Genomic DNA, 26503 nt, shown 5'->3' on the forward strand with positions numbered 1-26503 from the left:
TATGTTATGTCTTTTCCGCAATAGCCGAATTCACCCTAAACTCAATCCGTGGGCCATCTTGTTGAGTTGGATTGCGGTTCTGTTCTGGTTGGAATTTGCCTTTCTGGAAAAAGAGCTGGTTGAAAAGATTTTTGCCGGTCATGCTCTGATCATCGATCTTTTGGTTGGTCTGCCTCTGGTACTGGCAATGGCGATCATGATCTACGCTCTGGTCTATTGGGGAATTAAGGTTGCGTTGATTTACCTTAAACCATCTTGGATTGTACATATCGAGCCAACTGAAGAAGAGCTTAATCGTCAGAATCAACTGGTTGAGGAAGCGGAAACGGAATTCGGCGAGGGGTACTGGAACCCTGACGATACGGATGCCTCGGATAGCAAACCTAAAAAAAACACTTCCAAAGAGTCTTCTCAGTGAAGCCTTTTTGATGTTTGACTGAGACTCCTCCTTTGCCAGCATCTTTTTTTTCTATTTCGTCACGGCGTTTCCGTCAAGAGTCGAAGATACTCCTCAGGCTTGCCTTTCCAATCCTTCTTGCACAGCTTGCATTAACCGCACTAGGCGTCGTCGATACTTTAATGTCCGGGTGGTCGGGAACTAATGATTTGGCTGCAATAGGACTGGGATCAAGCATTATGTTGCCGGTGTTTATTTTCGGCACGGGTGTATTACTGGCAATTACGCCTCTGGTCGCAAAAGCCTTCGGACGACATGATAATGCAGCCGTTTCCGTTTTTCTTGGTCAGGGGATTCTGCTCGCTTTGCCGATTGGGCTTTTGAGCGCATTTATATTGAACAATATGCAGCCGGTGCTGGATATTCTTGAATTAAATAGCGAGGTATATCGTCTGACCGACGATTATCTGCGCTATATCGCCTGGGGGCTTCCGGCAATCGCGTTCTACCAGGCATTAAGGTTCTATTGGGAAGGGCTTGGGCAAACTTTACCGACCATGTGGATCAGTTTCATTGCTTTGATCTGCAATATTCCTCTCAACGCTCTGTTTATCTATGGCGGCTTCGGAATCGATCCTCTGGGTGCGGCAGGCTGCGGTGTGGCCAGTGCGATAGTCATGTGGCTGATGTTGGCTATCGGCTTGGTTTATGTTTACCGCAACCCGAACACCCGTCAGCATATTAATTGCTCCAATCTGTTGCCTAAGCACTGGAAACTGGGCGTCCTCCCGGCCTTGAAAATCGGAATTCCGAATGCGATGGCCTTGCTGTTCGAAGTCAGCCTGTTTACATTGATCGCGCTCTTTGTCGCGCCTCTCGGTGCGACAGTGCTGGCCGGTCAACAGATCGCGATCAGTGTGACTTCAATGGCGTTTATGCTGCCGTTGAGTCTGAGTATGGCTTTAACAGTACGGATCGGTCAGGAGTATGGCAGGGGGGATTTAAATCGCCTACGGCAAGTAATTCAGGTCGGTTACTTTTATGCATTGATGATGGGGGCTTTCCTGGCGTTAAATACCTATTTTTTCCGACATGAACTGATCGGGTTGTACACCGAAGATACTGCTGTCATAGCGGTTACAATTACTTTGCTTATATTGGCGGCGATCTATCAGATATTTGATTCGGTTCAGGTCTCTACGGCGGGTATCCTGCGAGGCTTTCACGATACTAAAGTGACAATGTGGGTAACTTTTGTCAGCTATTGGCTTATCGGTATTGGATTGGGGTATGTACTGAGTTTTACCGACTTGATCACGGCACCGTTGGGCGTTGTCGGTTTCTGGCTCGGGATCTGTCTGGGCTTATCTGTAGCGGCCGTACTTCTTGTATGGCGACTTCGTTATCAACTGCCTTTTCTGTATACGGAAATGCAGTTGTCGCATGTGGTTACAAAAGGGGATTACGATTAATGAATCAGGAACTGTGTCCATGTGGCTCGGGCAAAACCTATCCGGAATGCTGCGGCGCCTTTCATAGCGCGCAAGCCAAACCCGAAACTGCGGAAGCCTTGATGCGTTCGCGCTACAGCGCCTTTGTTAAACGAGATGAGCGCTATCTGCTTACGACTTGGGATGAATCGACGCGCCCGGAAAAAGTCGATTTTGAACAAGGTTTGCAATGGACGCTATTGAAAATCAATGGCCGCAAAAAAGGCCGTAAGAGAGATCAGGAGGGGTGGGTGACCTTTGTTGCGCATTATCGCCTGCAAACGGATAATCCACTTTTAAACCCTCAACCACCGCAGGAAGGTGACTTGCATGAAACCAGCTATTTTCGACGTGACCCTTCAGGCCACTGGGTTTATGTCGATGGAGAAATTAAATAAAATTACCGTTCTTCTTTATTTCTGAAAACACGATACAACCACCACATTAGCAGGCCAACCACAAGAATGGAGGCACCTAAAAGCGCCAGGGTAATCAAAAGTGCGTCGCCGACACTCTGCATATCAGGCATGTGCGCAAATCTCCTTGGTTAAGATATATCTTTTTCACGCAAAGCATTCTACAATAATTTCACAATTATGCTCAGGGAATGATGAAGTTTAACTATGGCTAATACCATTTCAGAATTGGAAGCTGAACGCGCCAAGATCCTAGAAGAGATTGAAAACAAGGCGAAATCCATGTCCTCCTCCGAGAGTTCGGAACACTCTCTGCAAGATTGGCTGAAAGCCGCCAGTGAGGTCGTTCCGGAAAGTGCTCTACAGGCAGAACGTAATGTCTCGGACACGGTGCGCGAACGAGACGAAGCAGGGAGCAATCCGTATGCTTTTTCCGAGCCTGAGCCGAGCGCTCAAATCGCCTCTAAGCGTTTAAATACCGATCCTTATATGCGTGCCAGTGACGAATTAAACAGCAGTGTTAAGGATCCCGCACCGGATGATGATCTGGAAAGTGTACGCCTTTCTCTTCGCAGTAGCGGCACGTCCTCGCCAACGCATACACCATCGGCTGCGTCCGGTTTTAACGAATCCGAGCGCCTGCAAACCGCAGGAAGTCCTGGAGAAAAGTCTTCCAACCGTTCTATGGTTGCCGGTGTAGCGATCAGTTTAACCCTTTTGCTTACAACGCTTGGCGTAGTCGTCGTGGGTTACAACAGTGTCCATAAAGAGCTTTTGGCGGTAACGGACAGCAACGAGAAAAACCTGGCTAAGATCGAAGACCTTCAGTCACAGTTAAAGCAGTTACCGTTGAGTGCAGAAGCCAGCCTGACTACGGCCAGTGATAATCAGGAAAAAATCCGTTCGCTGCAGAATCAGCTGGTGACTCTTGAATCTCAAATTACTCAACTTAAAACGCAGTTGAAGCAATACAAGAATGACAAGGATGAACAATCGGAAGAACTGTCTGCTTCAGAAAACGGCATCACTGAAAAACTTACGGAAGTAGTGCAAAAGCTGCAGAAGCTGGAAAGCAGTCAGCTTAATACGGATGGTAAAAAGCCTTTTATCAAGCCTTTCCAGACACCGGTTAAAGTCGCGGTCGGCGACGAGGCGATTGCGCAACCGATTGCGCCGACCGAGCCGAGTATTTCCGAACCGGTCGCGGATCAGCAATTGATCTCACTGGTTGAAAAGCAAGCAGCAGATGTGGCAACAGTTGAAACACCTGTCGAGCCTAAGAAAAACTACACCGCCGATGTGAAATGGTTGATGGAACAACCTGCGCAGCATTACATTCTGCAATTGGCCAGCATGTACGACGAGAAATCGCTACAAGGTATGATCAAAGACAGAGAAATTAAAGATGCCAAAATCATTCCACAGGTACGAAACGGTAAACTCGGTTATGTGCTGGTAACCGGCTCTTTTGCCGAACGCAACGACGCGGATGCGCTGTCTCGTAGCATTAAGAAAGAGACGGGGATTTCTCCATGGCGCAGAAAAGTCGGCGACCTGATCAAACGAATCGATTAAACGGCTGAATTTACAAACGTCATTTTTATTAAACCGGTTTCTGACAGTCACCGGTTTTTTTATGTGTTTAATTTATTAATGAAATTGGTGAAGTCCGAATACACTTGGCTCGGTTGAGAAAAAGGGATTTGCTGACAAAAGTTAATTAAGCCAGTTTGTGTATCGGTAGCAGAATTTTAAAGCTGACGCCGCTTAGGTTTTGCCCTTTATAGATAAACTGACTGTTATCAGCGCTGACCGAGCCTTGATGGAAATCCACGATCAGTTTAACAATATGCAAGCCAAGACCCAGGTGGGCTTGTCCCTGGTTTAGGGCACGCATTGAGGTCATACCGTCGAAAATCTGCTTTTCATGTCCTTTAGGAAGAGGCGGACCGCTGTTTTCGACACGAATTTCGATCTGACTGCCGATTTTAGCGGCGCGAATCCGGATCGGCATCTTACCGTCTGAAAAATCATTGGCATTGCTCAGCAGTTTGTCCATCATCTGTTCGATCATAAAGCCATCCCCAAGTAGTTGCACATGATCATCCAGTTTTAAATCGGAACTGATTTGATAGTCCGGGTGCAGAACCAGAATATTATCGATATAGTGTCGTAACATCAGGCCAATTGGAAATGCTTCCGGCTGTTGACTGTGCAGACTGTCTTCAATACTGGTGGCTTCGGAAAGGGAGGCGATAATCTGTTTCAATTGCGTCAAAGCGTGTTTGGCGTAATCGAGTTGATGATGCTCGGTTTCTTTTTCCAGCAGCGTCAAAGCCATGGAAAGCCGGTTTAACGGGTTATGCAATTCATGGCGCAGGGTTTTCGGTAATTGCTTAAGGTATCGCTCATAGGAACCGAGCTGTTTGAGCATCTCATAGATGTGATGGCGCAGATCGGAGAGTTCATCCTGGTAAATACGGCTCTGACGATCGGGAAAATCGAGTTGTGTTAAGCGTCCTTTAAGATCGAAAGTTTTCTTAACATCATCATCTAAACGTATGATTCTGTTTGATAAAGAAGCCGTATGAATGATCGCACCGACAATTACGATAAAGAATATCGCTGCTCCTATACCAATCAGACGATAGAAATAATTCAAGCTGTCGCTGAATAACGTTTCCATCCTTTGTTCCAGAACAAGAGAGCCGATAATGCGGTTTTGTACCATAAGCGGCGTGGCAGACATCAGGGAAACCGGGTTGCCGTCACTGTCCATGCGATACTGTTGTAATGTCTGGCCGTTCAGTGAATGGCGGATCAGAGTAATTTCCGGTTGCGGACTCTGTGGGTAAGGGTAGGGCAAAGAATAGGGAATAAAGGTCGCCAGAGTTTTAATAAGCAGTTTACCGGTCGTGGTAAAAAAACCGGTGTCCGGATTCTCTTCCTTATCCGGCAATTTCCCGACGACATAGGTGGTCTGGCCATATTCGTTGACGACCCACAAAACGGAATTATTTAAGTTAAGGTGGGAGAGACGGGTTGGTTTTCCAGACTGAATCTGCAGCGCCCAGAGGTCGGTTCGGTTTTCCAGAATAAGGGCCAGATTTTCTACGGTTTGCTGTTGCACAATTGCCTGATTGTTCAGCATGATACGATGCAGATCAATCGCGAAACGGTAGGCTAGAAAAGGCAGTATCGTCAGTAGCAGTAACAGGATGAAAAGCCGGTCTCGTATTGAAAGACGGTAGTTTTTCTGAATAAAACGAAACATTAAAATGCGTTTGTCCTGTTACTTGCTTAAAATCGGCGAACTCTTAATGAGTCGGCATCACCTAGTCGTTGTTTTCCTGTTGCCAGGAATAGCCACGACCGTATTCATTCTGAATCAGATTGAATTCCGGAGTGATTTTCTTAAAGGCGTTGCGGATACGACAGATATGCGTATTGATCGTGTTACGTTCAACTACCCCTTGGGTCGATTGTTGCAGCGCGTCATAAGTGACCACATTACCTTCGCCGGCGGTAGCAAACTGGCGTAGCATTTCGAATTCGGTGGCTGTCAAATCCAGCGGTTTACCATGCCAGTAAGCCTTAAATTGGCTTGAGGATAACTCCAGTTCCTGGATTTTAGACTTGTCCGCATCCTGCTCATCGGTTTTACTGGAGCTGGTAATGCGTAGCAGGTTTTTAACCTTGACGATCAGGACATTGAGACTGATCGGTTTTGGCAGATAATCAATTGCACCCAAAGCGTGGCCGGTATAGATGTCGAATTCAGACTGACGTTCCGAGAGGAAAATGATTGGAATCGGTTGGTTGTAACTCAGCAAATGTTTGGCCAAATCAAAACCACCGTCCATTTCCGAGCCGAGGATAATATCGGAAATGACAAGATCCGGCAGTTGTTTGGCAAACGCCGCTTCGGCGCTAGGGCGATCGGAAAATGCCTCAACAACAAATCCTTGTTGTTCCAGCGCGGAAACCAGTGTTTCCAGTTGAATCGGATCATCTTCAATAATCGCAATACGATATTCGGTGTTCTGCATAAGCGATTCCTTTCTGTTATGACTTCACTCAATAAAAAACGGCTTATATATTTCTATATAAGCCGCATTATCTCTGATTTATTCTACGTGATGGAAGTCCAGAAGCTGCATATTCATAATTAATCCAGCATCTTGAATCGGCAGTACGATCGCATCTTCGCCGGAATCGTTATGGTGTGAGTGCCACCAGCCCGGAGGTGTAACGAAAACGGAGCCAGGTGTCCACATTGCTTTGATCGGGTCTTTGATCGAGCCGTCTTCATTTAACTCTTTACCAAGCAGGGTGTAGGTATCCGGTCCGGCGGAAACCACAAAATCCAGAGCGATTGAGTTATGGCGATGCGGCTTCTGGGTTACATTTCCAGGCAAAACGTTATACAGCGCCCACAGAGTGTGGGTGATAGTCATGGTGAGCGGGAAGTTCGGATTTGACAGCAAGATCCCGGTACGGTTTCGACCTGCGGCAACTTTACGGACATCGTCCAACTCTTTATTCAGACGTTCTTTGGTATACAGAACCGGCTCAAAGCGTTCCTTATTCGGCTTGGCACCAAGATATTCAATAATCGGTGCATCATGAACCCAATAGATTGCCGTGTCTTCATCGGCACTGTGTAGAGCGTCCGGAACGGCTGGAAGAGTAAACAGATCGCCTTCCTTCCACTCCATCGTGCCGTGTTTCATCTGGGTTCGGCCTTTACCACGGATAACATAAAAGAGCTGCGAGCTTGCGCTGACTTCGGTTTTCAAAGTGTCGCCGGCGCAGATACGCAGATAGTTAGCCAGAAGATTCGGAGTGGTCGCAGGGTATGGAGTCTGTAGCTTTTCAGACTGGTCAAACGAAATAATGCGGGTTTCACCTTCCTGATGCAGTGCACTCGGGTAGTGCACAATCTCGATTTTAGGCATAGGTGGGTTAACTGCCGACATATATTCCTTAACTTCAGCCTGACGTTCCCATTTTTGCTGGGCGGCTTCCTGAATTTGTTCAACCTTGTGTTGTTGCATGTCTGATCACCTTTTAAACGTTTTCGTTTGTGAACGGGTTAAATGAAAATTATTCTAATTATAAATTGATATCAGGGTTATTACTATCGAACGGGCGAGAATGTAAGCGGATTTTCGTTTATGGTTACAATAACGCACGCTTATGAAACGCTGATCAACCTTGACCTCTGTATATTTTATAGGCCAAGGTGGTCAGGTTTTGAGATTAAAATTTGTATTTATTTAAACGTTTACGTTCACTTGATGATGGAATATTCATGGCTTCACGATATTTTGCAATTGTACGTCGCGCCACCGAAATATCTTTTTCCTCTTCAAGAATCTTCATCAACTTGCTGTCACTAAGCGGCTTTTTCGGATCTTCTTCGTCAATCAGCTGCTTGATATGCGCTTTGATGGCCGTTGCCGACTGATCAGCACTGCCGTACTGGCTGACGCCGGTCGAGAAGAAATATTTAAGTTCAAAGGTACCGCGAGGCGTTTGAATATATTTCTGGTTGGTAGCGCGAGAAATGGTGGACTCGTGTAGATCCAGGTGCTCGGCGACCTCTCTGAGAACCAAGGGTTTCATCGCCTGCTCGCCTTCCTCGAAAAAGCTTTGCTGGCGGTCGACAATAAAGGTTCCGACACGTAACAGGGTTTCACCGCGGTTCTGAATGCTTTTAATCAAACCTTTGGCTTCATTAACCTGATCTTTAATACGCTTGTTCTGATCCGAGTCGTCCAGTTCGCTGGCCAGTTTCAGATAAGTTGAATTTACGCTTAAGCGCGGGAAGGCATCCTGATTCAGTTCGACTACCCAGCCGTTTTTCAAACGTTTCAGGCGCAGATCGGGAATGACAACCTCCGATTGCGTTGGCGAAAAGTCGCGACCCGGGCGGGGGTTCAAGCTCTGAATAAGACGCAAAAGGGTATTGAGTTCTTCGTCATTCAGGCCGTATACCTTTTTAATGCGTTTATGGTCATGGAAAGTGAGCCAGTCGAAGTTTTCTTCAATCAGTTTTTGCGCCGTGACGACATAAGGTGTTTGCGGGAAGCCCGCCAGCTGCAACAACAGTGATTCCTGTAAATTGCGAGCGGCCACGCCGTTAGGTTCGAACTGTTGCACCTGTTTAAGCGTGGCTTCCAGCTCTTCTAGGGAATACAGAGGGTGCTCATCGTCGGTTTCATTGTCATTAATGGTTGCCAACAACGAATCCAGATCGCTTCCGCTGCCGAGAAAACCTTCATCGTTTATGTCATCGATTATATAGCTGGCAAGTACCGTCTGACGTTCGTCAAATGGAGCAACGTCCAACTGCCATTGCAGGTGGTCGTGTAGCGTGGTTTCGGCACTGGTATAGTTTTCCGCCGCAGTGCTTTCAGCGCTGTCGCTACCGGCAGAGGAAGAGGTGTGGTCGGAAAAGACTTCATCCCATTGCATATCCAGTTCGATATTGTCATCGATCTGGTTGTCATGTTCGATATCCAGAGGCTGTTCTTCTTTTGTCAGCTCTTCGTCGCCGCCACTGTCCTTTTCGTCTTCCTTACGGGCATCATTTTCATCGGAGCCGATTTCTTCTTCATCTACCTCAAGCATGAAGTTGGTTTCCAGCATCGTATCGATCGTCTGCTGAACTTCCATCGCTGAATATTGCAGGATTTTAATGGATTGCTGTAACTGTGGCGTCAGCTTTAACTGCTGACCGATGTTGAGCTGCAAGCCGGGCATTAGCGCCATAAGGAGACCTTCTTGTTTTTGTATCTATGAGCAAATCAATTGAATTAGTAATAACCGCTAATCTGGATATAATAAACGCCAATTAGGTTTTAATTCCGTGGCGCTGAGCCAACGCGGATACCATTCCAGTTTCCTAATGTAAACTTTAGAAGATTTTTACAATCTCTTTAAAAACTGACTTAATTAGAAACTGGTTTAATTTGTGCTTTTCTCCAAAAGCTTAAAACAAATTCTACCTTAAACAATAGAAAATTGCCTAAGGGAAACACAATTTCAATTGAAGATTTTCGTTCCAGTGTCAAAATTGGACGAAACACCATTTTCGTTAGTCACTAAATGGTGAACAAAACGCTTATATCGGACGAGGAGTAAAAATGTCGATTAAAGAGGACGCACTAAGTATTGTTAATGCCCTGCCTGACGAGGCGACTTGGGAAGATTTAGTCAAAGAACTTTATCGCCAAAAAAAGATCACTTTAGGCATGAGCGATACAGAGATTGTTCAGGATGAACTAACTGAAGCAGATTTGAACGCCATTATCGCCAGACTGAAGTCTGCAAGCTCTTTACCGGATGATATGCGCAACACCAAGACATACAAGCCGGGCAATGCAACAACGCTTGGTATGGTCGCGGGTGTCACTGCGATCGTATTCAGTCTGGTTTTCCCGCCGATTGCCTGGATTGGCGCGGGTGTGGCCTTTATCGCCGGTATTTTCGGTTCAATGCGTAAGGAAGAGAAATCCTGGATACCGATCCTGCTGGCATTGGTTTCGATGATTCCGCTTGTCAGTATTCTGATGCAGCACGTCCAATAAAAGACAGTCTGTCTTTAGACCGGGCACTTCACTGACCCGGTCTTGAGCCAATTCCGGATCACCCGCATTACGTTTCTAATCGCTTCCTTTTTGACACCTATCTGATTCAACCGACTACGGTTATTTCTTTGTCTTTATTTCACCTTTTGATCCTAAAACCCTAGGTTGACGGCAAATTAAATTACGCCGAATCAATTAAAGTGCCTATTGATCTATCGCAAGCGCTCTCTTTTCGGTAGAAATACAAAAACGAGCCATGCCGAAAGGATGGTTTCAGACATCAAACTTTACTGATTATTCAAGCACTTGCAAACAGGCTGGCAATCAGTGTAAAGAGTGGAGTGTCGTTTAGGAGACGGTATGAAATTTTTTAAAGATATGCACAATGAAGTATTTGTTATTCCTGTCGGTCAGGAACATCTGATCAAAGCTGACTGGATGGAAATTACCGAATCCGAAAGAGAGCAGATTTTGATGGCTTCCTCGGAATTGACGCAAGAGCGGGTTGAGCAGATCAAAGCCCGTCTGGATATGATCGACTTTGAGTCGATCCGCCCCCTGAGGGCTCTGATGACGCAAACGGCTGACTTGTCCGACCATAAAAAGCTAGCGGCACTCAATGAAGAGCGCCGTAAACTGGTTGAGGAATTAGATTACAATCACCGTAACTGACCCGGATAGGGTTCCGATATTACTTCAGAAGTGCTATAGGACGCTTGCCGCTGAAATTCGCAGCTGAACATTGGTCCGTCCCATAAATGTATTCAGCGCCGGCTGGTAGGCACATTCGATCCAATCGCCACTATCAAAAGGCAAAGGCTCACCGGCATGGTTCAAGGCATTGAAATAAATGGCGCTGAAGCGTTGTCGATCTTCACTGAGTACTTTCATCGATAAATGGGTTCGGCTTTGCCCGACCGCCTTTACTTCATCGACGATAAATTGCCCGGAAAACACCGGTTTCGGCCATTCACGGCCAAAGGGTTCGAGCTGGGATATTTCTGAAATAAGTTGTGGTTGCAACTGCCAGCTGCTCAAAGGTCCATCGGATTCAATGATCGGATAGGGGGCTTGCGGTAATTGGCGCTGCACAGCCTGCTCAAAAAGATCACAGAACTGTTCATAGCGTTCGATCGGTATCATGCAACCGGCAGCCCCCTTATGTCCGCCCATTGATTTAAACAGTGCATTTTCCTGTTCTGACATCCATTGAAAAGCGGCGCGCAAATCCATTTCCGGCACGACGCCGCGACCGCTTCCTGCCAGGAAACCGTCCTGCAGATCCGTCATAGCAACGGTCGGCACGCCGTATTTTTCACCGATGCGCGAAGCGATAATCCCCTGAATACCGGCATTACCTTGCATTTTTATAGCCAGACTGTAGCGCTGGGGATGATAGATCTTCGCTGCCAGTTCGCGAGCCTGCTGCAACATCTCTTCCTGTTGGGAACGGCGGTTCTGATTATCTTCATCAAGCTGCTGTAAATAAAATGAAGCGCGCTCAACCGTGGGGGCTGTCAAAAAATGATAGGCAGTGGTGACATCGCTGACACGACTGGCTGCATTGATACGGGTTGCAACCTGAAAACCAAGAAATTCTGCATCATACGACTGTTTCTGATTGTCGTTCAGCAAGCGCATGGCCTGCCAGGCCGGAGTATTAAACTGATTGATCTGCATTAAGCCGGTCCGCACAATAGCCCGATTATTCGGACTTTTCAAACTGACACTGTCGGCAACCGTACCGAGAGCGACATTCGACGCCAGCGCTTTGAGGGAGGGGGCATCCTGATTCAGATAACCGGTTTTGATTAATTCTTGACGCACCTGAGCCATAACCAGAAAAATAACAAAGCAACCGGCGATGGTTTTGTCATACTGACAGCCTTCCTGCTGCGGATTGACCGTACAAGCCGCACTGGCCGGTGCGCCTTCTATCGGCATATGGTGGTGGTCGGTCACGCAGACCGGAATATTATGTTCCGCCAGGCGACGGATTCTGGGTTCGTCACTTGATCCCTGGTCGGCGGAAATCACCAGTTCAATCGGCTTATCGATGGCTAAAATCCGTTCGACAACCTCATCAGTGATACCATAGCCGGCGGAGCGCTCGCCAATAATATGTTCGACTCTTTCTTCGGCAACGCCGAAAAAATCGATCAGGGCCGTTTTAGCGACCCAGGCCGAAGTGACGCCATCCGTATCGTAGTCCGTCGCCAGTACAATTTGACCTTCAGCCAGTATTGCTTTGACGATTAGTCGGGCGGCGCTTTCGGCATTCTTGAGCTGGTTAGGTGGTTGCAGGTTTTTTAACTGCGGATGAACGATAGCTTGTAACTGTGCGGCATCGTCCAAACGGTTGGCGACAAGTTTGGCCTGCAGGTCGGTCAACCCCAGGCCTTTGGCGCTGGAAAAGACTTCGGGATTGGTCTGGCGTTCGATAATTTTCGGCTTTTTAATCATAGCAAGGGATTGTACCAGAGATGACGGACAAAAAAGTGTCTGAGAACGATTTGAAAACACTGTATCTGCACGGCTTTTTGAGCTCTGGAAACAGCTATAAAGCTCAGTGGTTTAAAAAACGAAATATACAGAATTCAGCTCATCCCTTAGGGGAAATGTTCTGCCCGACTTATTCTCAGCAATCGCTTGCGGATGGCCTGAAATCTATAGACACAACGCTCGCACGATGGCAAAAGCAAAATTCGCGCATATGCTTGATCGGTTCCTCGCTTGGCGGTTATCTGGTGCAGTATTACGCCCATAAATATGCCATTCCATACATTATGATCAATCCGGCACTTAATCCGCTCAGTTTGTTTGACGATTATTTAGGCCAACATACTAATCCCTACACGGGAGAGATAATCGAGGTCAATGAAGCATTCTTCAGTGTTTTGGCTGACTTGCAGGTTTCGCAATTAAACCCGGAAATACCAAGTCTGTTATTGGCCGATAAGGCGGATGAAGTCGTGGATATCCCTTTTGCATTGCAACGCTACAAAGCGCTACCGAATGCGAAGAGTATTTTATTCCCGGGAGGGGATCATACATTCCAGCATCTGCCGGAGGCGTGGGAGGAGATCAAACTGTTTATTGCCGAGCAAGAAACAAAGACTTCTCGCTGAGCATTGTTGAGTAAAGCTTGGCTTCAAACCCAAGTATCGAAAAGCTGTCCGATTAGACCGTCTTCGGTTTTGATGACTTTAACCAGCGCTTCGATATCTTTCTGCGCCATGCGATTGTCGATCAGTGCGTTGGCGGTATTATCGAAGCTCTGTTGCGGTGTAACGATGGTTTGCGTATTCTCGTTAAGCCGTTCGAAGTTTTTCTGAATGCCGTTATAGGCAATATTGGCAAAGTTGTTTACTTGCATAATTCACCTCAATAGGGCTTAGGCCGCATTGCGAATGTAGGAGGGAAGGACATTTGGATTTTGCTCGTCTTTGACCGCATAGGGGTCGTGTTTTATGATCCGATATTCGATAAAAACCTCTCCCATAGGATGTTCTCCGACACGGTCAATATGAATGGCAACCTCTTCATCCTGCCAGCTGTAACTTAAATAGGGCGCAAAACCTCCCCATCCTTTACGTTGTACTTGCGCCGGGCCTAGCTCTTTACTTAACTCGTGCGCGACTCGCTGAGTATTCAAAAGCCGTCCGTTGTTATCTCCCTGCGTCGAATAAGGACGATACAAACGTCTGAATCGGGTTACCTCACCCAGATCATTATAGTAAAAAGTCACGGAGTAACTGTCTGCAAGTCGTGTTTGCGTAAAGAATTTATCGATATTATGCTGCTTCAGACTGGATCTGGAAAACTTAAATCCACCGATTTGCCACAGCTGTTGACGAACCTGTTTCTGGGTTAGCTTGGCGACCTCCAAACCAAGAAAGCGAACTTGTTTCGGGGGTAAAGGTTCGGCGAAAACAGAGGGCGCGGAAAAACATAGCAGCATTGGAATCAGTAAACACCAGTGGGCCAGGGCTTTTATTTTCCGGTATGCAGATTTTAAAACGGGGCGCGGCATTGTCTCTCTCGGCGATTAGGTTCCTTTAAGAGGTTAACGGCAGGTTCAGGAATTGCTTTATCTGTTGCTGAGGAAATTCCTGCCGCAGCTTTTGTGCATTCAACCAGATGCAGGGTTCGTCATCTTGTGGTTTCTGCAGATAACGGGATTGCTGTAACATCACCGCCGCATCTGCATCGGAAGGATTCTTATCGTCTTCGGTACGCAGCCTGATCTGCTCGGCGAGAAAAACCGAATCCAGCTGTAAATCGGTATCAATATAGATCAGATAAACTGGTACTTGCAGTGCTTTAGCCAGGTTGTAAAAACGCTGTCGGTGTTCTTTTTTGAGAAAAGTGGCGTCGACAATGGTGTGCCAACCGGCTTGCAGTGACGTTTGGGCATTTTCTTCAAGCTTTCGATAGGTATTCCGGTTCATTGTCTGCGAGTAGAGGCGTTGTTTTTGTTCGTCAGACACCCGTTCGAGCGGTTCGATACCGAACAGCGTTTTTCGGGTGCGATCGGAATTGATGACAACCGCATCGATTAGGCGCAACATCTGCTCAGCCAAGTGGCTTTTACCGCTACCGGAGACACCTTGCAACAGAATCAGTTTTGGTTTGCTGGGAATTTGTGAAAGGTCGTGCGCCAAGGTGACGTAATCATCCGCCAGAACACACAGTTTGGCTCTTTCCGAAGAGCCGGAACGAAACTGTTCGGCACGAAGGTTGGTGATTTTCGAGCGAACCATGGCACGATACACCATATAAAAGCGCAGTAATTGCAATCCCTGATAATCCTGTGTGCGCTGCAGGTAAATTGACAGAATCTGCCAGGCCAAGTGAGCCTGGCGGCGCGATGCCAAATCCATTAACAGAAAGGCCAGGTCGCTGATACCGTCTATCCAGCGGAAACTGTCGCTAAACTCGATGCCGTCGAAGAGCACCGGCTGGCGATTAATCAGGGCAATATTATCAAGATGCAGATCGCCGTGGCAGGCGCGAATTCGACCTTGCTCTCGGCGTTGCAACAGCAGGGGCGTTTGTTGAGCATGATGCGTAAGCGTCCACTGGTAGAGGTCCTGCAAATAAGGATGCGATTCGGGATCGAAACAGGCTTCCAGGGCAATGAAATTATCGGTCATCGGCTTGAGGATTACATCAGGCGTACCGAGTTCGCTTTTCATGTCTACCGACTCGGCATTCAAGTGCAGTTTGGCGATCTGCAAAGCCAGGCTGTCGAGCTGCTGATGTGAGATCTGGATACAGTCTCCCTGACTTCCGAGAACGGCATTCGGGTCGAACTGCCGCATTTTAACCAGATATTCAACCGGTGCCGTATCGTTTGCTTGCATGCTGATCTTTTGCCGCTCGGCATCCCAGTAAATTGGAACCACGCCCAGATAGAGCTCCGGAGCGGTTCGCCGGTTGAGTTCAACTTCCAAAAGGCAGTATTTATAACGGGCTTCAAGAGTGGAGAAGTCCAGAAAACCAAAATCGACCGGTTTCTTTAACTTATAAGCGTAATCACCGGTTAAAAAAACGACGGAAATATGCGTCTCGATTGTCGTAATAACTTCGACCGAATGCGGGTACAGTGTCGGGTCGCTTAAGTCGCTCACCAAGGCTTCAAGAGAGTGTGTAGATTCGGGGCGCAAGGTCGATTTTCGGTTTGGCATGAATAGAAACTCTGTTCCGGTAATCCTGAATAATGGAGAAGGAGCACATCAAATATCAGCTTATTAGTTTAACCACTGAACTCGAAAAGGATCAGCCTTTCTGAACATACAATACCCAAACAATATTTATCACTGAATAGAAATTCGGAAATAAAAAACGCGCCTTAAGGCGCGTTATTAAACAGAGCGTTCCGATTAGGCAACGCCCTGTTTTTCCCGGATCTCTTGCTTACGTTTCATTTCTACCGTCAGAGTTGCGGTAGGGCGAGCTTCCATGCGGGCTAGGCCGATCTCTTCGCCACTCATTTTGCAGTATCCGTATTCACCGTTTTCGATGTCTTTAAGGGATTTATCGATCTTGGCAATCAGTTTACGCTCACGGTCACGGGTACGAAGTTCCAAAGCGAATTCTTCTTCCATTGACGCGCGATCGTTAGGATCAGCTGGCGTTGACGAGTCTGCTTTTAAGTGACTCACTGTGCTGTTGGCTTCTTCTAATAGTTGGTCTTTCCAAGCCAATAGTTTGTTCTTGAAGTGCTCAAGCATTTCAGGGCTCATATATTCCTCACCTTTTTTTGGCTCATAAGGTGGGTAGTTTTCAATGAAATCCACTCGAGTTTCCATGGTCCTTCTCCTTCCTAGTACTCTTTCTGTGTACTTTTATTATTGAGTTAAGTTGTTTTGTTATTGAGTACCATCTCTGATGACTAAACGACATTTTATATCAACTTTGTTGAAGCGCCACAAGCAAAAAATTCAATCTTTTTTGTATGAGATTTCAATGACAAACCCAAGATATGGCGATTTTTCCTTGAAATTCTTAGTCTTATCCGTAAGAATTCAGCACTTGAATCAATTATAAGAAACTGAAGTGAGAGAAATATGGCTGAGTTAAAGGCTTTGTTATTCGATGTCGATGGTACCCTGGCGGATACCGAGCGTGATGGACACCGTCCCGCTTTTAACATGGCTTTTGAAGCCGCGGGCTTGGACTGGAACTGGGATGAAGCTCTCTACGGCGAGCTGTTGGCGGTTACCGGTGGTAAAGAGCGTATCAAGTACTACTTGGAAAAATTCAATACGGATTTTGAAAAACCGGAAAATTTTGATGAATTCGTCAAAGGGCTGCACGCGTCCAAAACCGAATTTTACAATCAGCTGATGGCTGAAGGGCGCATTCCGCTTCGTCCGGGTGTCGAGCGTCTGATTAACGAAGCGCGCGATAAAAACATGCGTATGGCGGTTGTTACCACTACCACGCCTTCAAATGTTACCGCGCTTTTGACCAATACTTTGGGCGCTGACTCTGAAAGCTGGTTCGAAGTCATTGCGGCCGGCGATATCGTTCCGGCGAAAAAACCGGCTCCGGATATTTACGACTGGGCTATGGAACAGATGGACCTTAAACCGGAAGAGTGTATCGCGTTTGAAGATTCTGAAAACGGGATCAAGTCATCTGTTGCTGCTAAGGTAAAAACCATTATTACCATTAACGGCTACACGCAAAACGATGATTTCAGCACAGCGGATCTGGTCTTGGATAATATGGGTGAGCCGGGTCAGAGCTTTAAAGTTTTGATGGGCGATAGCCACGGTCACGATTATCTTGATCTGGAACTGGTTAAGAAAATCCATCAAGCCTGATTTTGCAGCCACTTAAAGTGTTGCAATAAAAAAAGCCGGGATAACCCCGGCTTTTTTGTTTTCGGTTTCAGCAACGTTTTATTTGGCGCTCAATGGCTGACTGGTAAACTCGATGCCCGCCCAGCCATACTGCATGAAATTCCGGATGTTCTGGTGATCATCACCTTGCGGATTCTGCAGCACGTCTTTGGTATAGAAATCCCCGAAAAGATTCAAGGTGGTCTGCTCATCCAGGTTATTCAACTGAGCAAAGGCAAACAGTTTACAGGAACCATTATTGGTATCTGCAGCGTTGGTGGTTTGCCCGTTCTTGAATTCGGTGGGCACGAAAATGTAGTTATCATCAATAACTTGCATGGTTCTGCTGAACTCAACCGGTGCGTTTGACGCCGCGCTAATCAATTCACTAATTGTCATACTTACCTCTGTTGTTACATGATTGCTTTTAAAGCCTGGCAAGGCGGGTTATCCCATAGGAGGCTTCTAAAGAAAAAGGGGATTGTAACGGATTTTGTGAATTTTGCAGATAGTGAGCTCTTAAAAGTTGCCAATAACTGTTACGGGTTCCTCCACCGACAGCATATAGAGCGCTTCTTTGTACCCCCAGTTCAGCCATTAGGTCATAGGCTTTTTTCTCCACTTGGGTCAACCCCTGAACGATAGAGGTGAAAAACCGCAAATGGTCGAGCAGACAAACAGTTTGCTGGTTATTCAGAACTTGTCCGAGACGCTTGGAAAGCTGTTGAAGATCCTTAACAGTTTTTTCTTTACGGAGTGATTCCAGTACGTGCGTAATACCATTGTCCATGCGACTTTCCGGTTTTGCTGCCAACACCGGTTGATAATCACTGTCCGCTACCGGAAAACGTTCTCCAGGCGTTGCTAAAGGATAGTATTCACCCAAACTGACCACTGTTTCGCACATCCTTGAGAGGACTCTGTAAAAAGCCTCGTCTTCGTTTCGGCTAATGCCTTTTTTATTTTCAGCCGCGCATTTCCAAAGTGTTACTGCAAACCAATCCAGAAGGGTGATTTCGTCGAGCGAATAATACTTTAGGAGAACTTTTCCGCCGCTGTTGGAGGCGCCTCCAACCAGCCAGTATTGATGAACCTTATGGCTGTAAAGACCGTGTGGCGTTGAAAAGACAGGGTTTCTCGCAAGCTGCTTAATTGCCAGTGTTGAACCTAAAGAGGTTACCGCGTCGCCGATTGAGGTTGCTCCGGAGGAAAAAAAACCGGCTATGCTGTCGGTACTGCCAAAAAGAATCTGGCATTCCGGTTTGAATCCGAATCGTTCTGCCACTTCCGGATGAATGGCTGCAATCGGTTCTCCGGGCACGCCGACGTCCGGCAGGCGCAGTTCCGGCGCTTCCTGCTTCAGAAATTGTTTGAGCCATAGTGGATAATCGCCTTGTACAGGGTCATAACCCAGTTTTAATAGATTATTTTCGTCACTGAGACATTTGCCCTGAGCGAGGAAGCGGAGGAAATAGTTGTTTAGCCAATCGACTTGGTGCACGATCTGCAACGGTTGTTTATTTAAGTTTTGCAGACTCAGGTTGCGATACAGATACAACACTTTCGCCAGGCTGCTGCTCACGCCGCTGGCAGCGGTTTCAATATCGCCATTAAGCGCTTTATAAAACTGCTGATAATCACTGATCAATTTAGCTTCATCTTCAGCCTGAGCGTCGTTGTACATCAGTGCGTGCGTTAATAATTGACCTTTTTCGCAACACAACATGACCGTCGAGGATGTCGCATCGGCAATAACGGCGTCAATACGATTGAAGGGGATGCGCGTTTTTAATTGGGTTAACAGTGTCTCGAGGCTAGACAGCCAGACCTGCGGATCCTGTATTGAGGATTTATTCGTTTGAACCCGCAGTTGATTATCATGGTTACATAAAACCGTATTCGAATGACTTTGGCTATCATCAATCACGATTTTGCTTTCGGCAAGAACGGTGTCCTGAATCGTATCCGGAAAATCATGGCAGTCGCGTGTTTCACTCTCTTGTGAAACTCGTCGTTCGACAATTGAAGCTCGCAATCCGGAAGTTCCCAGGTCGATTCCTAAAATAATCTTGCTGTGCAAATAGGTTGTGTCGCTATCTTCATTCATGGTTTTCGTTTCTTTCGTTACGGACTCAACAGTCATAAATAGCCTTAATCGAACGGCTAAGTAAAAAATGCCGTCATTGATTCGTAAAACGCCCATTTTTTACTAGAAAAGGCCGCTTATTACCAGTTACAATTTACAAGCTAAAATAATAACGATAAAAGATGTCGGGCTTGATTCTATCTTGGTTCTTTGTTGTTCCGGTACCTGATTGTATCTTGGACCAAAACCGATCTTGTCATTAAGCATTGCTTGCATAAAATGATTAGAGTCGGGCATTGCCTCGAGTTTCCCGTAAAAATAACCAATAAGAAATGTTGGCGGAGTTTTGAATGAGTGAATTAAATGAACTAAGTATGGTTTTAATTGCCATGATGGCAATTATTATCGTACTGATTCTAGTTCTAGGTTATCGAAAAAAGCAGAAATATCAGGAGTCTGCCGAAAAAACCAAACAAGAAACTCAAGAAATAAAGGCTCAGACACGAGCAGAGCCTTCCAAGAATGCCGCCAAATTCGAAAACGGTAAAATCATTCCCGGCAGCAATCCTTTCGGTAAACATGACTCTGCAAGCGCGCCAGAAGAGGAAGAACAAAAACAAGATGAATTGGCTGAGCCTTTTATTTCCGCTCAGGAAGTGGATCCGAATCAGCGCGAATTGCCTTTTGAAAATGAACCGGTTATCAGCCAACTTGAGCAATCTGTCCCTCAGCAGGAAAGTACCACCGCAACAGAACCTTCGGTCACTTCGAATCAGAATGTGGTTCAACCTGCCGTACACGCTGCTGTTCAGAGTATGGCTACAGAAACAGAACAAAGCCCGCACCATGTTTTGATGGTCGATGATCCGGGCATGACGGGAGAATTAAGCGAGCAAGACTTCCCTCCTGCTCACGAGAAGCCTACTTTCGGGGTTCCGGATGATAAATCTGAAGTGCAGCGCCGTGCTTTTAACGCCATTATGGATTCGGATAAAGCGGAGCCTAAAACTTTTGTATTGATTGTCGTTGCTGAAGATGAGGTCCAGGTTACCGATATTCACCAGTTTATGATGGCCAATACACTGAAACGAAATTATAAAGGGCATTACGAATTGCGTGATAACCGCGGTAACACGGTTTTTGAAGTCGTCAATCTGCTCAATCCAGGCTCCTTCCCGGAAAACCCACGCGTCAATGATACAACGCTTGGTGTGGTGGTTATACTGGATCTGCCGACATGTATTCCTGCAGCGGCAGCAATGCACGATTTTATTCAGGTTACCCGTAAGCTTGCAACCCGAATTAACGGCAAAGTATTCAACGACCAGCAACACGAAGTGAATGAACCTTATTTCCGCTCTTTGCGAGACAGTGCTCTGGGCTACGACTCACAAAAAGTGACCGAAAGCCTATAACCATTCGCCTCTCAAACGCTATATCCTTCAAGCTCTCCTATTCGCGGTTATCGCAGCTGGGAGAGCAGTTATCCTGAATAGCCTACCTCTAATCAAACTTAAAACGGCACATGAGTAATCCATTAAAGACTGAACATCAAAAACTCTGTAAAGAGTTGAATTATCACAATTACCAGTACTATGTTCTCGATGACCCTCAAGTGAGTGATGCCGAGTATGATGCTTTGTATCAAAAGTTGCTGAAGCTTGAAAAACAGCACCCGGAACTGATTACTTCCGAGTCTCCAAGCCAGCGAGTTGGAGATGCTCCGATTGAAAGTTTCCAGTCTGTCAAACATGCCGTACCGATGTTTTCTCTTGATAACGCTTTCAGTCAGGAAGATCTGCAGGATTTCGAGCGCCGAATTCAGGATCGCCTGAAAATCCCTTCTGAACAGATAGACTATATTGCCGAACCGAAAATGGATGGTCTGGCAATTAATATCCGTTATGAAAACGGCTGTCTTAAGCAAGCGACTACACGAGGGGATGGTGTTACCGGCGAAGACGTAACACACAATATTCGCACATTGCATTCGGTTCCTCTGCAGCTGTTAGGCGATGACTGGCCACAAACACTTGAGGTACGCGGAGAAGTTTTTATCAGCAAAAAAGATTTTGCGCAGATAAATGAACATCAGATGGCTAAAGGGGATAAAGCGTTTGCCAACCCGAGAAACGCGGCCGCCGGAACCCTCCGCCAACTCGATCCGCGTATTGCCGCACAACGTAAACTGAGTTTCTTTTTGTATGGTTGGGGTGAGATCAGCCATGATTGGCCGCAGCCGGACACCTATTCTGAAACTCTGCAGCAATTCAGAGTCTGGGGACTGCCGACCAATCCGGAAACGCAGTTAGTGATCGGTGCCGCAGGAATGGGCGACTATTATCAGCGCCTGGTTGAAAAGCGGGATTCGCTCGACTATGAAATTGACGGCATTGTTTACAAGGTCAACCAGATCAACTGGTATGAACGTCTTGGATTTACCGCCAAGGCGCCTCGTTGGGCGATAGCACGCAAATTTCCCGCTCAGGAAAAGTGGACGGATCTGTTGGGGATCGATATTCAAGTCGGGCGCACCGGCGCTTTAACCCCGGTAGCCAGACTGCAGCCGGTCGAAGTTGGCGGTGTCGTTGTCTCCAATGCCACTCTGCACAATTTGGACGAAATCCGTCGTAAAGACGTTCGTGTCGGCGACAAGGTGATCGTACGCCGAGCCGGAGATGTTATTCCGGAAATTGTCGGTCCGGTACTTTCCTTCCGCAAGCAGGAGTTGCCGCTGTTCAATATGCCGAGTTCGTGTCCAGAGTGCGGTTCAGAAGTGGTTAAGGACGGCGACAAAGCCGTGCATCGCTGCTCTGGAGGGCTTTTCTGTCCGGCACAGCGTAAACGAGCGCTGCAACATTATGTGTCGCGCAAAGCGATGGATATCGTCGGGTTGGGTGATAAGTTAATCGACCAGCTGTGCGATCTCGAATTGGTAAAACACCCGGATGATCTCTATAAACTGGATGTAGAGACATTGGCCGGTCTGGAAAGAATGGCACAAAAATCCGCCCAAAAAGTCATTGATGCGATCAATGCATCGAAAAACACCACCTTGCCACGCTTTATCTTTGCTCTTGGCATTCCCGAGGTCGGTGAGGTTACGGCACGAAACCTGGCAAATCACTTCAAATCACTACCGGCAATTGAATCCGCAGAAGAGGAAATGTTACTGGCAGTAGATGATATTGGTGAGATTGTCGCTAAACAGATTAAACACTTCTTTGCCCAGCCGCATAATCTGGAAGTGATCGGCGGTTTACTTGCCGCTGGCATTCACTGGCCGGAAATCGAGATCGCCGAGCAACCTGCAGATTCACCGTTTGCCGGGAAAACCGTCGTTTTGACCGGCTCCTTACAGCAGGGATCTCGAACTGAGGCCGCAGCAAAACTCGAAGCTTTGGGCGCCAAAGTCACCTCAAGCGTTTCAGCTAAAACCGATTTCCTTGTTGCCGGTGAAAAAGCGGGATCAAAATTAACCAAAGCGGAGCAGCTGGGCGTGACTATTTTAAACGAACAACAATTTACCGAACTGATGGAGTCAAGCCATGGTTAGACCACGCAATGTTAATCGCAGTAAAGTCGAGTCGAAAAAAGCGGACTGGGAGCAAGAAGAGTTTGACAGCCGTACACAGATTAAAGAAGCAGCCTTGGCGGTGACCGAACTGGGCGAACAGCTTTTGCAAATGTCACCGGCAACACTGTCCAAACTGAACCTGCCTGGCGACCTGCGCGAAGCGCTGGATACCATGAGCCGAATCACAAAAGGCAATGCCATTAAACGTCAGAAGTCCTATATTGGTAAACTTCTGCGTCAAAACGAACCACTTATCGTTGAAATTAAAGCACTTTTAGATGAAGAGGAAATCAAACGCAAGCAGCAGAATGCCCATTTCCATAAACTGGAACAGTGGCGCGACCGTCTTGTTGAAGAGGGCGACGAAGCACTTGGCGAATTAATGCAACAGTATCCGCAGGTTGACCGCCAGCATCTGCGTCAGGCCATCCGTAACGCACAAAAAGAACAAGAGCAGGGTAAACCACCCAAGGCGGCACGCGAAATCTTCAAGTACTTACGCTCGCTTGAGTGGTAAACCGCTCGCAATTTACTTGTTTACACCTCGCTCCTGTTGGCAAAGCATCATGATTGTTTTTGAAACAGGAGCAGTCCAATCAAAACCAGCGCGGCACCCGCTGCAATATCCCAGCCCAGTGGTTCTGCATTCAAAAAGTGCCCCAGTAAAATTGCAAAAACCGGTGTAATTACCGGGATCAACGCGACTTTAAGCGCATCCATATTTTTCAATAGATAGAAAAACAACAGGAAGCCGACGACCGAGCCGATCAGGGCCGCATAGACGATAGCGGCGACTTCCTTGTGACTCAAATCCGGATAGCTTTGTGGAAACAGAAGTAAATCAGGCTGGACAACAAAATAACCCAATGCGCTAAGAATTAAAGCGGCCGCAACGATATCGAGCGAGGGCAAATGCGTGGCACACCGTTTCGTTAAAACCGTGCCGAGCGAGTGTACAAACACCGAAGCAAAAGCACTAAGGATAGCAAGCAGTTGATACCCGGCCAGCTCCTGACGTAAATTGGGCGCAAAGATGATTATCAGACCACATAAACTGATTAGAATTGCCACGACTTTATACAGATTCAGACGGCTTTTCGGTAGTAGAAAGTGTGCGATAACCCCCGTAACCAGCGGCGTCATGGCAAAAATAACCGCAATCCAACCCGATGGTAAATACTGTCCGGCCCAGTACATCAGCGTCATACCGCCAAAAATCGGTAGAGCGGCAAACAGAGAGATTTTGATATTTCGCCAATTAAGTGCGAATCGTCGATGAAAACCAAACCAAAGGGCAACCGGCACGATAACCAGTGCAGCCAGTGTGGTTCTCGAAGCTACGGCAAAATACCAATCCGTAGCGCCGCCCCATACAACGGCTAAAGGCGTTGTGGTCCAAATCAGAACCACTGTCAAGTAGGCTAAAGCGAGAAGCATTATGAAGCTTTCCTATATGAAGCAAGCCGGCTGAATACGGCAAAAGGGAGGTCTAGTGAGCGTTACGGTAAAGTTTCTGCCGTGTTTAACTCAAATGAGTTCGTCTATTAATGCAGGAAGTTATTGGGCTTCAAAAACACCGAGTTGGCGGTTCTTCTGAACCCGGTCTGCAGAATGCAGTAAACCGTTCATACAGATATAAACACCTGGTGGTGCGGTTTGTGCGGCCATCAAAGCTGCGCCAAGATTAAAAGCGGCATCAGAATTGCCGAGAGCGAAAGGGCGCATGGCTCCGGTTAAAACGATTGTTTTTCCGCGAAGTTTATCGAACTCACTTGATTCGCCCAGTGTGATGAGCATTTTTCCGGTTTCGACCATCGTGTCGGTACCATGAGTGACCACGATCTGATGCGCGTTGGTTTCAATACAGGCTTTTGCAATCATTTGCCGGTCGGAGTCATTCATTTGCAGACTATCCAACGCCATAAGCGGGCTGATTTCGACCGGTGCCGTTACCAGCGCCTGTGCGAATATCTGTGGCAGATGCGTCTGCGGGAAATTGAGTTCGCCGGTAAGAGAGTCGTACTCTTTATCCAGCGTTCCTCCGGTAGCAATGATTTGAATCTTACTCATTAACGAGGTCTCTTAAGCCTGTTTCAGGATGCCGCGGACGATACCAAGAATTTCAATATCCTGGTTTTTCAGAAAAATTGGCTGCATTTCTGCATTGGCCGGTTGCAGGCGAACACCGTCTTTATCGATATAAAGTTTTTTCATGGTGACTTCTTCACCATTGATACGAACCACGACCGACTCACCGTTTTCCGCGGTTGCCTTACGTTCGACAATGACAATATCACCGTCATGGATGTTTTCTTCGATCATTGAGCTTCCTTTGACACGCAAAGCGAACGTTTCTTTGCGTACCATGGACTTCGGTACCGCAACAGTGTCGTAATCCAACTCCATCTGAATCGGCTCGCCGGCTGAAGTCCAGCCCAGAAGGGGAATTTCCACAATCTCGTCGTCGAGCAATTCGACCGGATCGTTAGGATGAAGGTGAAGCTTGCTGTTCGGTATCAGATAACTTACGCTCATATCGGTTTCCTGTTTGGCTAAGAGAATTTTATGTCAAAGGAATCAAGGTTTCAGTCTTGCTCTTCTTCCGGAGCGGGAAGAACTTGCTTAAAAGGCTTAACTTCCACTTTACGATAGACACCGGTCTTCAAATAAGGGTCTTCGGCAGCCCATTCCTTGGCATCATCAAGCGACTTGAATTTGGCGATGATGATGCTGCCGGTCATGCCTGCAGCACCGGGTTCATTACTGTCTATGGCAGGATTTGGACCGGCAATAACCAGATGACCGCTCTCTTCCAGTACTTTTAAACGCGCAACGTGCTCATGGCGCACCTGAGCGCGCAGTTCTAAACTGTTCTCGACGTCATAGCCAACGATTGAATATAGCATTTGTGCCCCTTAATGACAGTGGTTAAAACTCTTTGCGATTTGAATCTGCTTTACTTTTTACGATTTCGTCCTGATCAACGCCGTCGTTCAGAGCTTGGGCTTCAGCCGGAGAATCGGATTCTTCCATATAACGGCTAATATAAAGTCCCTGGATAATAATAAACACGAAAGTCATTCCCATCAATCCAAAAAGTTTGAAATTGACCCAGGTATCGGTGTCGTATTGATAGGCGACATATAGATTGGTGATACCGGAAAGGATAAAGAAGGCGATCCACATCCAGCTCAGACGTATCCAGATTTGATCTGGAAGGTGAATAGCGCCGGACATCATACGTTCGATAATCGGTTTTTGACCGATATAGTGGCTCCCCAAAAACGCCAGTGCAAAGCCCCAGTTAACAATAGTCGGTTTCCATTTGATAAAGGCTTCATCCTGCAAAAATAAGGTTAATCCACCAAGAACCAGTATCAGGGCAAACGTAATGACATGCATTTTTTCAACACGCTTGTGTTTCATGTAGGCGTAGCTGATCTGAGCTAAGGATGCGACGATAATCACAGCGGTAGCGGTATAGATGTCGTACATCTTATAGGCGATAAAAAAGAGGATAACTGGGAAAAAATCAAATAGGAATTTCATAAGATAGGAACCGATATAAGCCCAAAGTCAAACCGGTGTCA

Annotated in this window: 28 protein-coding genes; 11 read left to right on the forward strand and 17 right to left on the reverse strand. The window is 46.9% G+C overall.

What is annotated here, in order from left to right; translation table 11 throughout:
* Position 1 precedes the first annotated feature (1 nt).
* Genes HQN79_RS05990 through HQN79_RS06000 form a run of 3 tightly spaced genes read left to right on the forward strand, consistent with a single transcriptional unit; the run spans position 2 to position 2285 of the window.
* The gene (locus tag HQN79_RS05990) at positions 2-418 is read left to right on the forward strand and encodes a hypothetical protein (RefSeq protein WP_173285015.1); all 417 of its coding nucleotides are present in this window, start codon (positions 2-4) and stop codon (positions 416-418) included.
* 32 nt (positions 419-450) lie between these two features.
* A complete protein-coding gene (locus HQN79_RS05995) occupies positions 451-1869 on the forward strand; it encodes an MATE family efflux transporter (RefSeq protein WP_238843323.1) in 1419 nt (472 codons plus the stop codon).
* Positions 1869-2285, forward strand: coding sequence for a YchJ family protein (locus HQN79_RS06000; RefSeq protein WP_173285017.1), 417 nt, complete (start codon positions 1869-1871; stop codon positions 2283-2285). The genes HQN79_RS05995 and HQN79_RS06000 overlap by 1 nt, the downstream gene beginning before the upstream one ends.
* Positions 2286-2287: 2 nt before the next feature.
* Here HQN79_RS06000 and HQN79_RS12120 read toward each other — a convergent pair whose 3' ends face one another.
* A complete protein-coding gene (locus HQN79_RS12120) occupies positions 2288-2416 on the reverse strand; it encodes a hypothetical protein (RefSeq protein WP_275284656.1) in 129 nt (42 codons plus the stop codon).
* Positions 2417-2510: 94 nt separating this feature from the next.
* Here HQN79_RS12120 and HQN79_RS06005 point away from each other — a divergent pair, with 94 nt between their 5' ends.
* Positions 2511-3878, forward strand: a complete 1368-nt coding sequence (locus HQN79_RS06005) for an SPOR domain-containing protein (protein ID WP_173285019.1) — start codon at positions 2511-2513, stop codon at positions 3876-3878.
* A gap of 145 nt (positions 3879-4023) precedes the next feature.
* Here the strand turns inward: HQN79_RS06005 and HQN79_RS06010 are convergent, their stop codons facing one another.
* From HQN79_RS06010 to HQN79_RS06025, 4 genes are all read right to left on the reverse strand, one after another.
* On the reverse strand, positions 4024-5577 hold the full coding sequence (locus tag HQN79_RS06010; RefSeq protein WP_173285021.1) for an ATP-binding protein: 1554 nt from the start codon (positions 5575-5577) through the stop codon (positions 4024-4026).
* A gap of 61 nt (positions 5578-5638) precedes the next feature.
* Positions 5639-6352, reverse strand: a complete 714-nt coding sequence (locus tag HQN79_RS06015) for a response regulator transcription factor (RefSeq protein WP_173285023.1) — start codon at positions 6350-6352, stop codon at positions 5639-5641.
* A gap of 78 nt (positions 6353-6430) precedes the next feature.
* Entirely contained in the window at positions 6431-7360 is a 930-nt protein-coding gene (locus tag HQN79_RS06020; RefSeq protein ID WP_173285026.1) for a cupin domain-containing protein, read from the reverse strand.
* Between the two features lie 205 nt (positions 7361-7565).
* A complete protein-coding gene (locus HQN79_RS06025; RefSeq protein WP_173285029.1) occupies positions 7566-9080 on the reverse strand; it encodes an RNA polymerase factor sigma-54 in 1515 nt (504 codons plus the stop codon).
* A 374-nt stretch (positions 9081-9454) separates the two neighbouring features.
* Here HQN79_RS06025 and HQN79_RS06030 point away from each other — a divergent pair, with 374 nt between their 5' ends.
* On the forward strand, positions 9455-9898 hold the full coding sequence (locus HQN79_RS06030) for a hypothetical protein (RefSeq protein WP_173285032.1): 444 nt from the start codon (positions 9455-9457) through the stop codon (positions 9896-9898).
* A gap of 360 nt (positions 9899-10258) precedes the next feature.
* Positions 10259-10570, forward strand: coding sequence for a hypothetical protein (locus HQN79_RS06035; protein ID WP_173285035.1), 312 nt, complete (start codon positions 10259-10261; stop codon positions 10568-10570).
* A 33-nt stretch (positions 10571-10603) separates the two neighbouring features.
* Here HQN79_RS06035 and HQN79_RS06040 read toward each other — a convergent pair whose 3' ends face one another.
* Complete coding sequence (locus HQN79_RS06040; RefSeq protein WP_173285038.1) at positions 10604-12361, reverse strand: single-stranded-DNA-specific exonuclease RecJ; 1758 nt, start codon at positions 12359-12361, stop codon at positions 10604-10606.
* 20 nt (positions 12362-12381) lie between these two features.
* Between HQN79_RS06040 and HQN79_RS06045 the strand changes: the two genes are divergently transcribed.
* A complete protein-coding gene (locus HQN79_RS06045; protein ID WP_173285040.1) occupies positions 12382-13026 on the forward strand; it encodes a YqiA/YcfP family alpha/beta fold hydrolase in 645 nt (214 codons plus the stop codon).
* Between the two features lie 23 nt (positions 13027-13049).
* Here the strand turns inward: HQN79_RS06045 and HQN79_RS06050 are convergent, their stop codons facing one another.
* From HQN79_RS06050 to dksA, 4 genes are all read right to left on the reverse strand, one after another.
* On the reverse strand, positions 13050-13274 hold the full coding sequence (locus HQN79_RS06050) for a hypothetical protein (protein ID WP_173285043.1): 225 nt from the start codon (positions 13272-13274) through the stop codon (positions 13050-13052).
* Between the two features lie 18 nt (positions 13275-13292).
* A complete protein-coding gene (locus HQN79_RS06055; RefSeq protein WP_173285046.1) occupies positions 13293-13859 on the reverse strand; it encodes a hypothetical protein in 567 nt (188 codons plus the stop codon).
* A 97-nt stretch (positions 13860-13956) separates the two neighbouring features.
* Entirely contained in the window at positions 13957-15588 is a 1632-nt protein-coding gene (locus HQN79_RS06060) for a bifunctional aminoglycoside phosphotransferase/ATP-binding protein (RefSeq protein WP_173285048.1), read from the reverse strand.
* 195 nt (positions 15589-15783) lie between these two features.
* Positions 15784-16212, reverse strand: coding sequence for an RNA polymerase-binding protein DksA (gene dksA / locus HQN79_RS06065; RefSeq protein WP_173285050.1), 429 nt, complete (start codon positions 16210-16212; stop codon positions 15784-15786).
* Between the two features lie 258 nt (positions 16213-16470).
* On the opposite strand from dksA, the gene HQN79_RS06070 reads away from it, so the two are divergent.
* Positions 16471-17232: an HAD family hydrolase gene (locus HQN79_RS06070; RefSeq protein WP_173285053.1), complete on the forward strand. Its 762-nt coding sequence runs from the start codon at positions 16471-16473 to the stop codon at positions 17230-17232.
* Between the two features lie 78 nt (positions 17233-17310).
* Here the strand turns inward: HQN79_RS06070 and HQN79_RS06075 are convergent, their stop codons facing one another.
* Complete coding sequence (locus tag HQN79_RS06075; RefSeq protein WP_173285055.1) at positions 17311-17649, reverse strand: HopJ type III effector protein; 339 nt, start codon at positions 17647-17649, stop codon at positions 17311-17313.
* 28 nt (positions 17650-17677) lie between these two features.
* Positions 17678-19393, reverse strand: coding sequence for an FGGY-family carbohydrate kinase (locus HQN79_RS06080; protein WP_173285057.1), 1716 nt, complete (start codon positions 19391-19393; stop codon positions 17678-17680).
* 293 nt (positions 19394-19686) lie between these two features.
* Between HQN79_RS06080 and HQN79_RS06085 the strand changes: the two genes are divergently transcribed.
* From HQN79_RS06085 to yjgA, 3 genes are all read left to right on the forward strand, one after another.
* Positions 19687-20751, forward strand: coding sequence for a cell division protein ZipA C-terminal FtsZ-binding domain-containing protein (locus HQN79_RS06085; RefSeq protein WP_173285059.1), 1065 nt, complete (start codon positions 19687-19689; stop codon positions 20749-20751).
* Positions 20752-20861: 110 nt separating this feature from the next.
* A complete protein-coding gene (ligA, locus tag HQN79_RS06090; RefSeq protein ID WP_173285061.1) occupies positions 20862-22892 on the forward strand; it encodes an NAD-dependent DNA ligase LigA in 2031 nt (676 codons plus the stop codon).
* Positions 22885-23430 (forward strand): ribosome biogenesis factor YjgA, encoded by a 546-nt coding sequence (gene yjgA / locus HQN79_RS06095; RefSeq protein ID WP_173285063.1) that lies wholly within the window; start codon positions 22885-22887, stop codon positions 23428-23430. Before ligA ends, yjgA begins: the two co-directional genes overlap by 8 nt.
* 47 nt (positions 23431-23477) lie before the next feature.
* Here yjgA and HQN79_RS06100 read toward each other — a convergent pair whose 3' ends face one another.
* The 5 genes from HQN79_RS06100 to HQN79_RS06120 all read right to left on the reverse strand — a co-directional run bounded on the left by HQN79_RS06100 (position 23478) and on the right by HQN79_RS06120 (position 26462).
* Positions 23478-24350 carry a DMT family transporter gene (locus HQN79_RS06100; protein ID WP_173285065.1) on the reverse strand — a complete coding sequence of 291 codons (873 nt, stop codon included), beginning with the start codon at positions 24348-24350 and terminating at the stop codon, positions 23478-23480.
* 120 nt (positions 24351-24470) lie between these two features.
* Entirely contained in the window at positions 24471-24983 is a 513-nt protein-coding gene (locus HQN79_RS06105) for an asparaginase domain-containing protein (RefSeq protein ID WP_173285067.1), read from the reverse strand.
* Between the two features lie 12 nt (positions 24984-24995).
* Positions 24996-25448, reverse strand: a complete 453-nt coding sequence (gene lexA, locus HQN79_RS06110; RefSeq protein ID WP_173285068.1) for a transcriptional repressor LexA — start codon at positions 25446-25448, stop codon at positions 24996-24998.
* A gap of 50 nt (positions 25449-25498) precedes the next feature.
* Positions 25499-25819, reverse strand: coding sequence for a YciI family protein (locus HQN79_RS06115; protein ID WP_173285069.1), 321 nt, complete (start codon positions 25817-25819; stop codon positions 25499-25501).
* 22 nt (positions 25820-25841) lie between these two features.
* Entirely contained in the window at positions 25842-26462 is a 621-nt protein-coding gene (locus HQN79_RS06120) for a septation protein A (RefSeq protein ID WP_173285070.1), read from the reverse strand.
* Positions 26463-26503: the final 41 nt, after the last annotated feature.

Origin of the sequence: Thiomicrorhabdus xiamenensis (assembly GCF_013282625.1) — a bacterium.
GTDB lineage: Bacteria > Pseudomonadota > Gammaproteobacteria > Thiomicrospirales > Thiomicrospiraceae > Thiomicrorhabdus > Thiomicrorhabdus xiamenensis.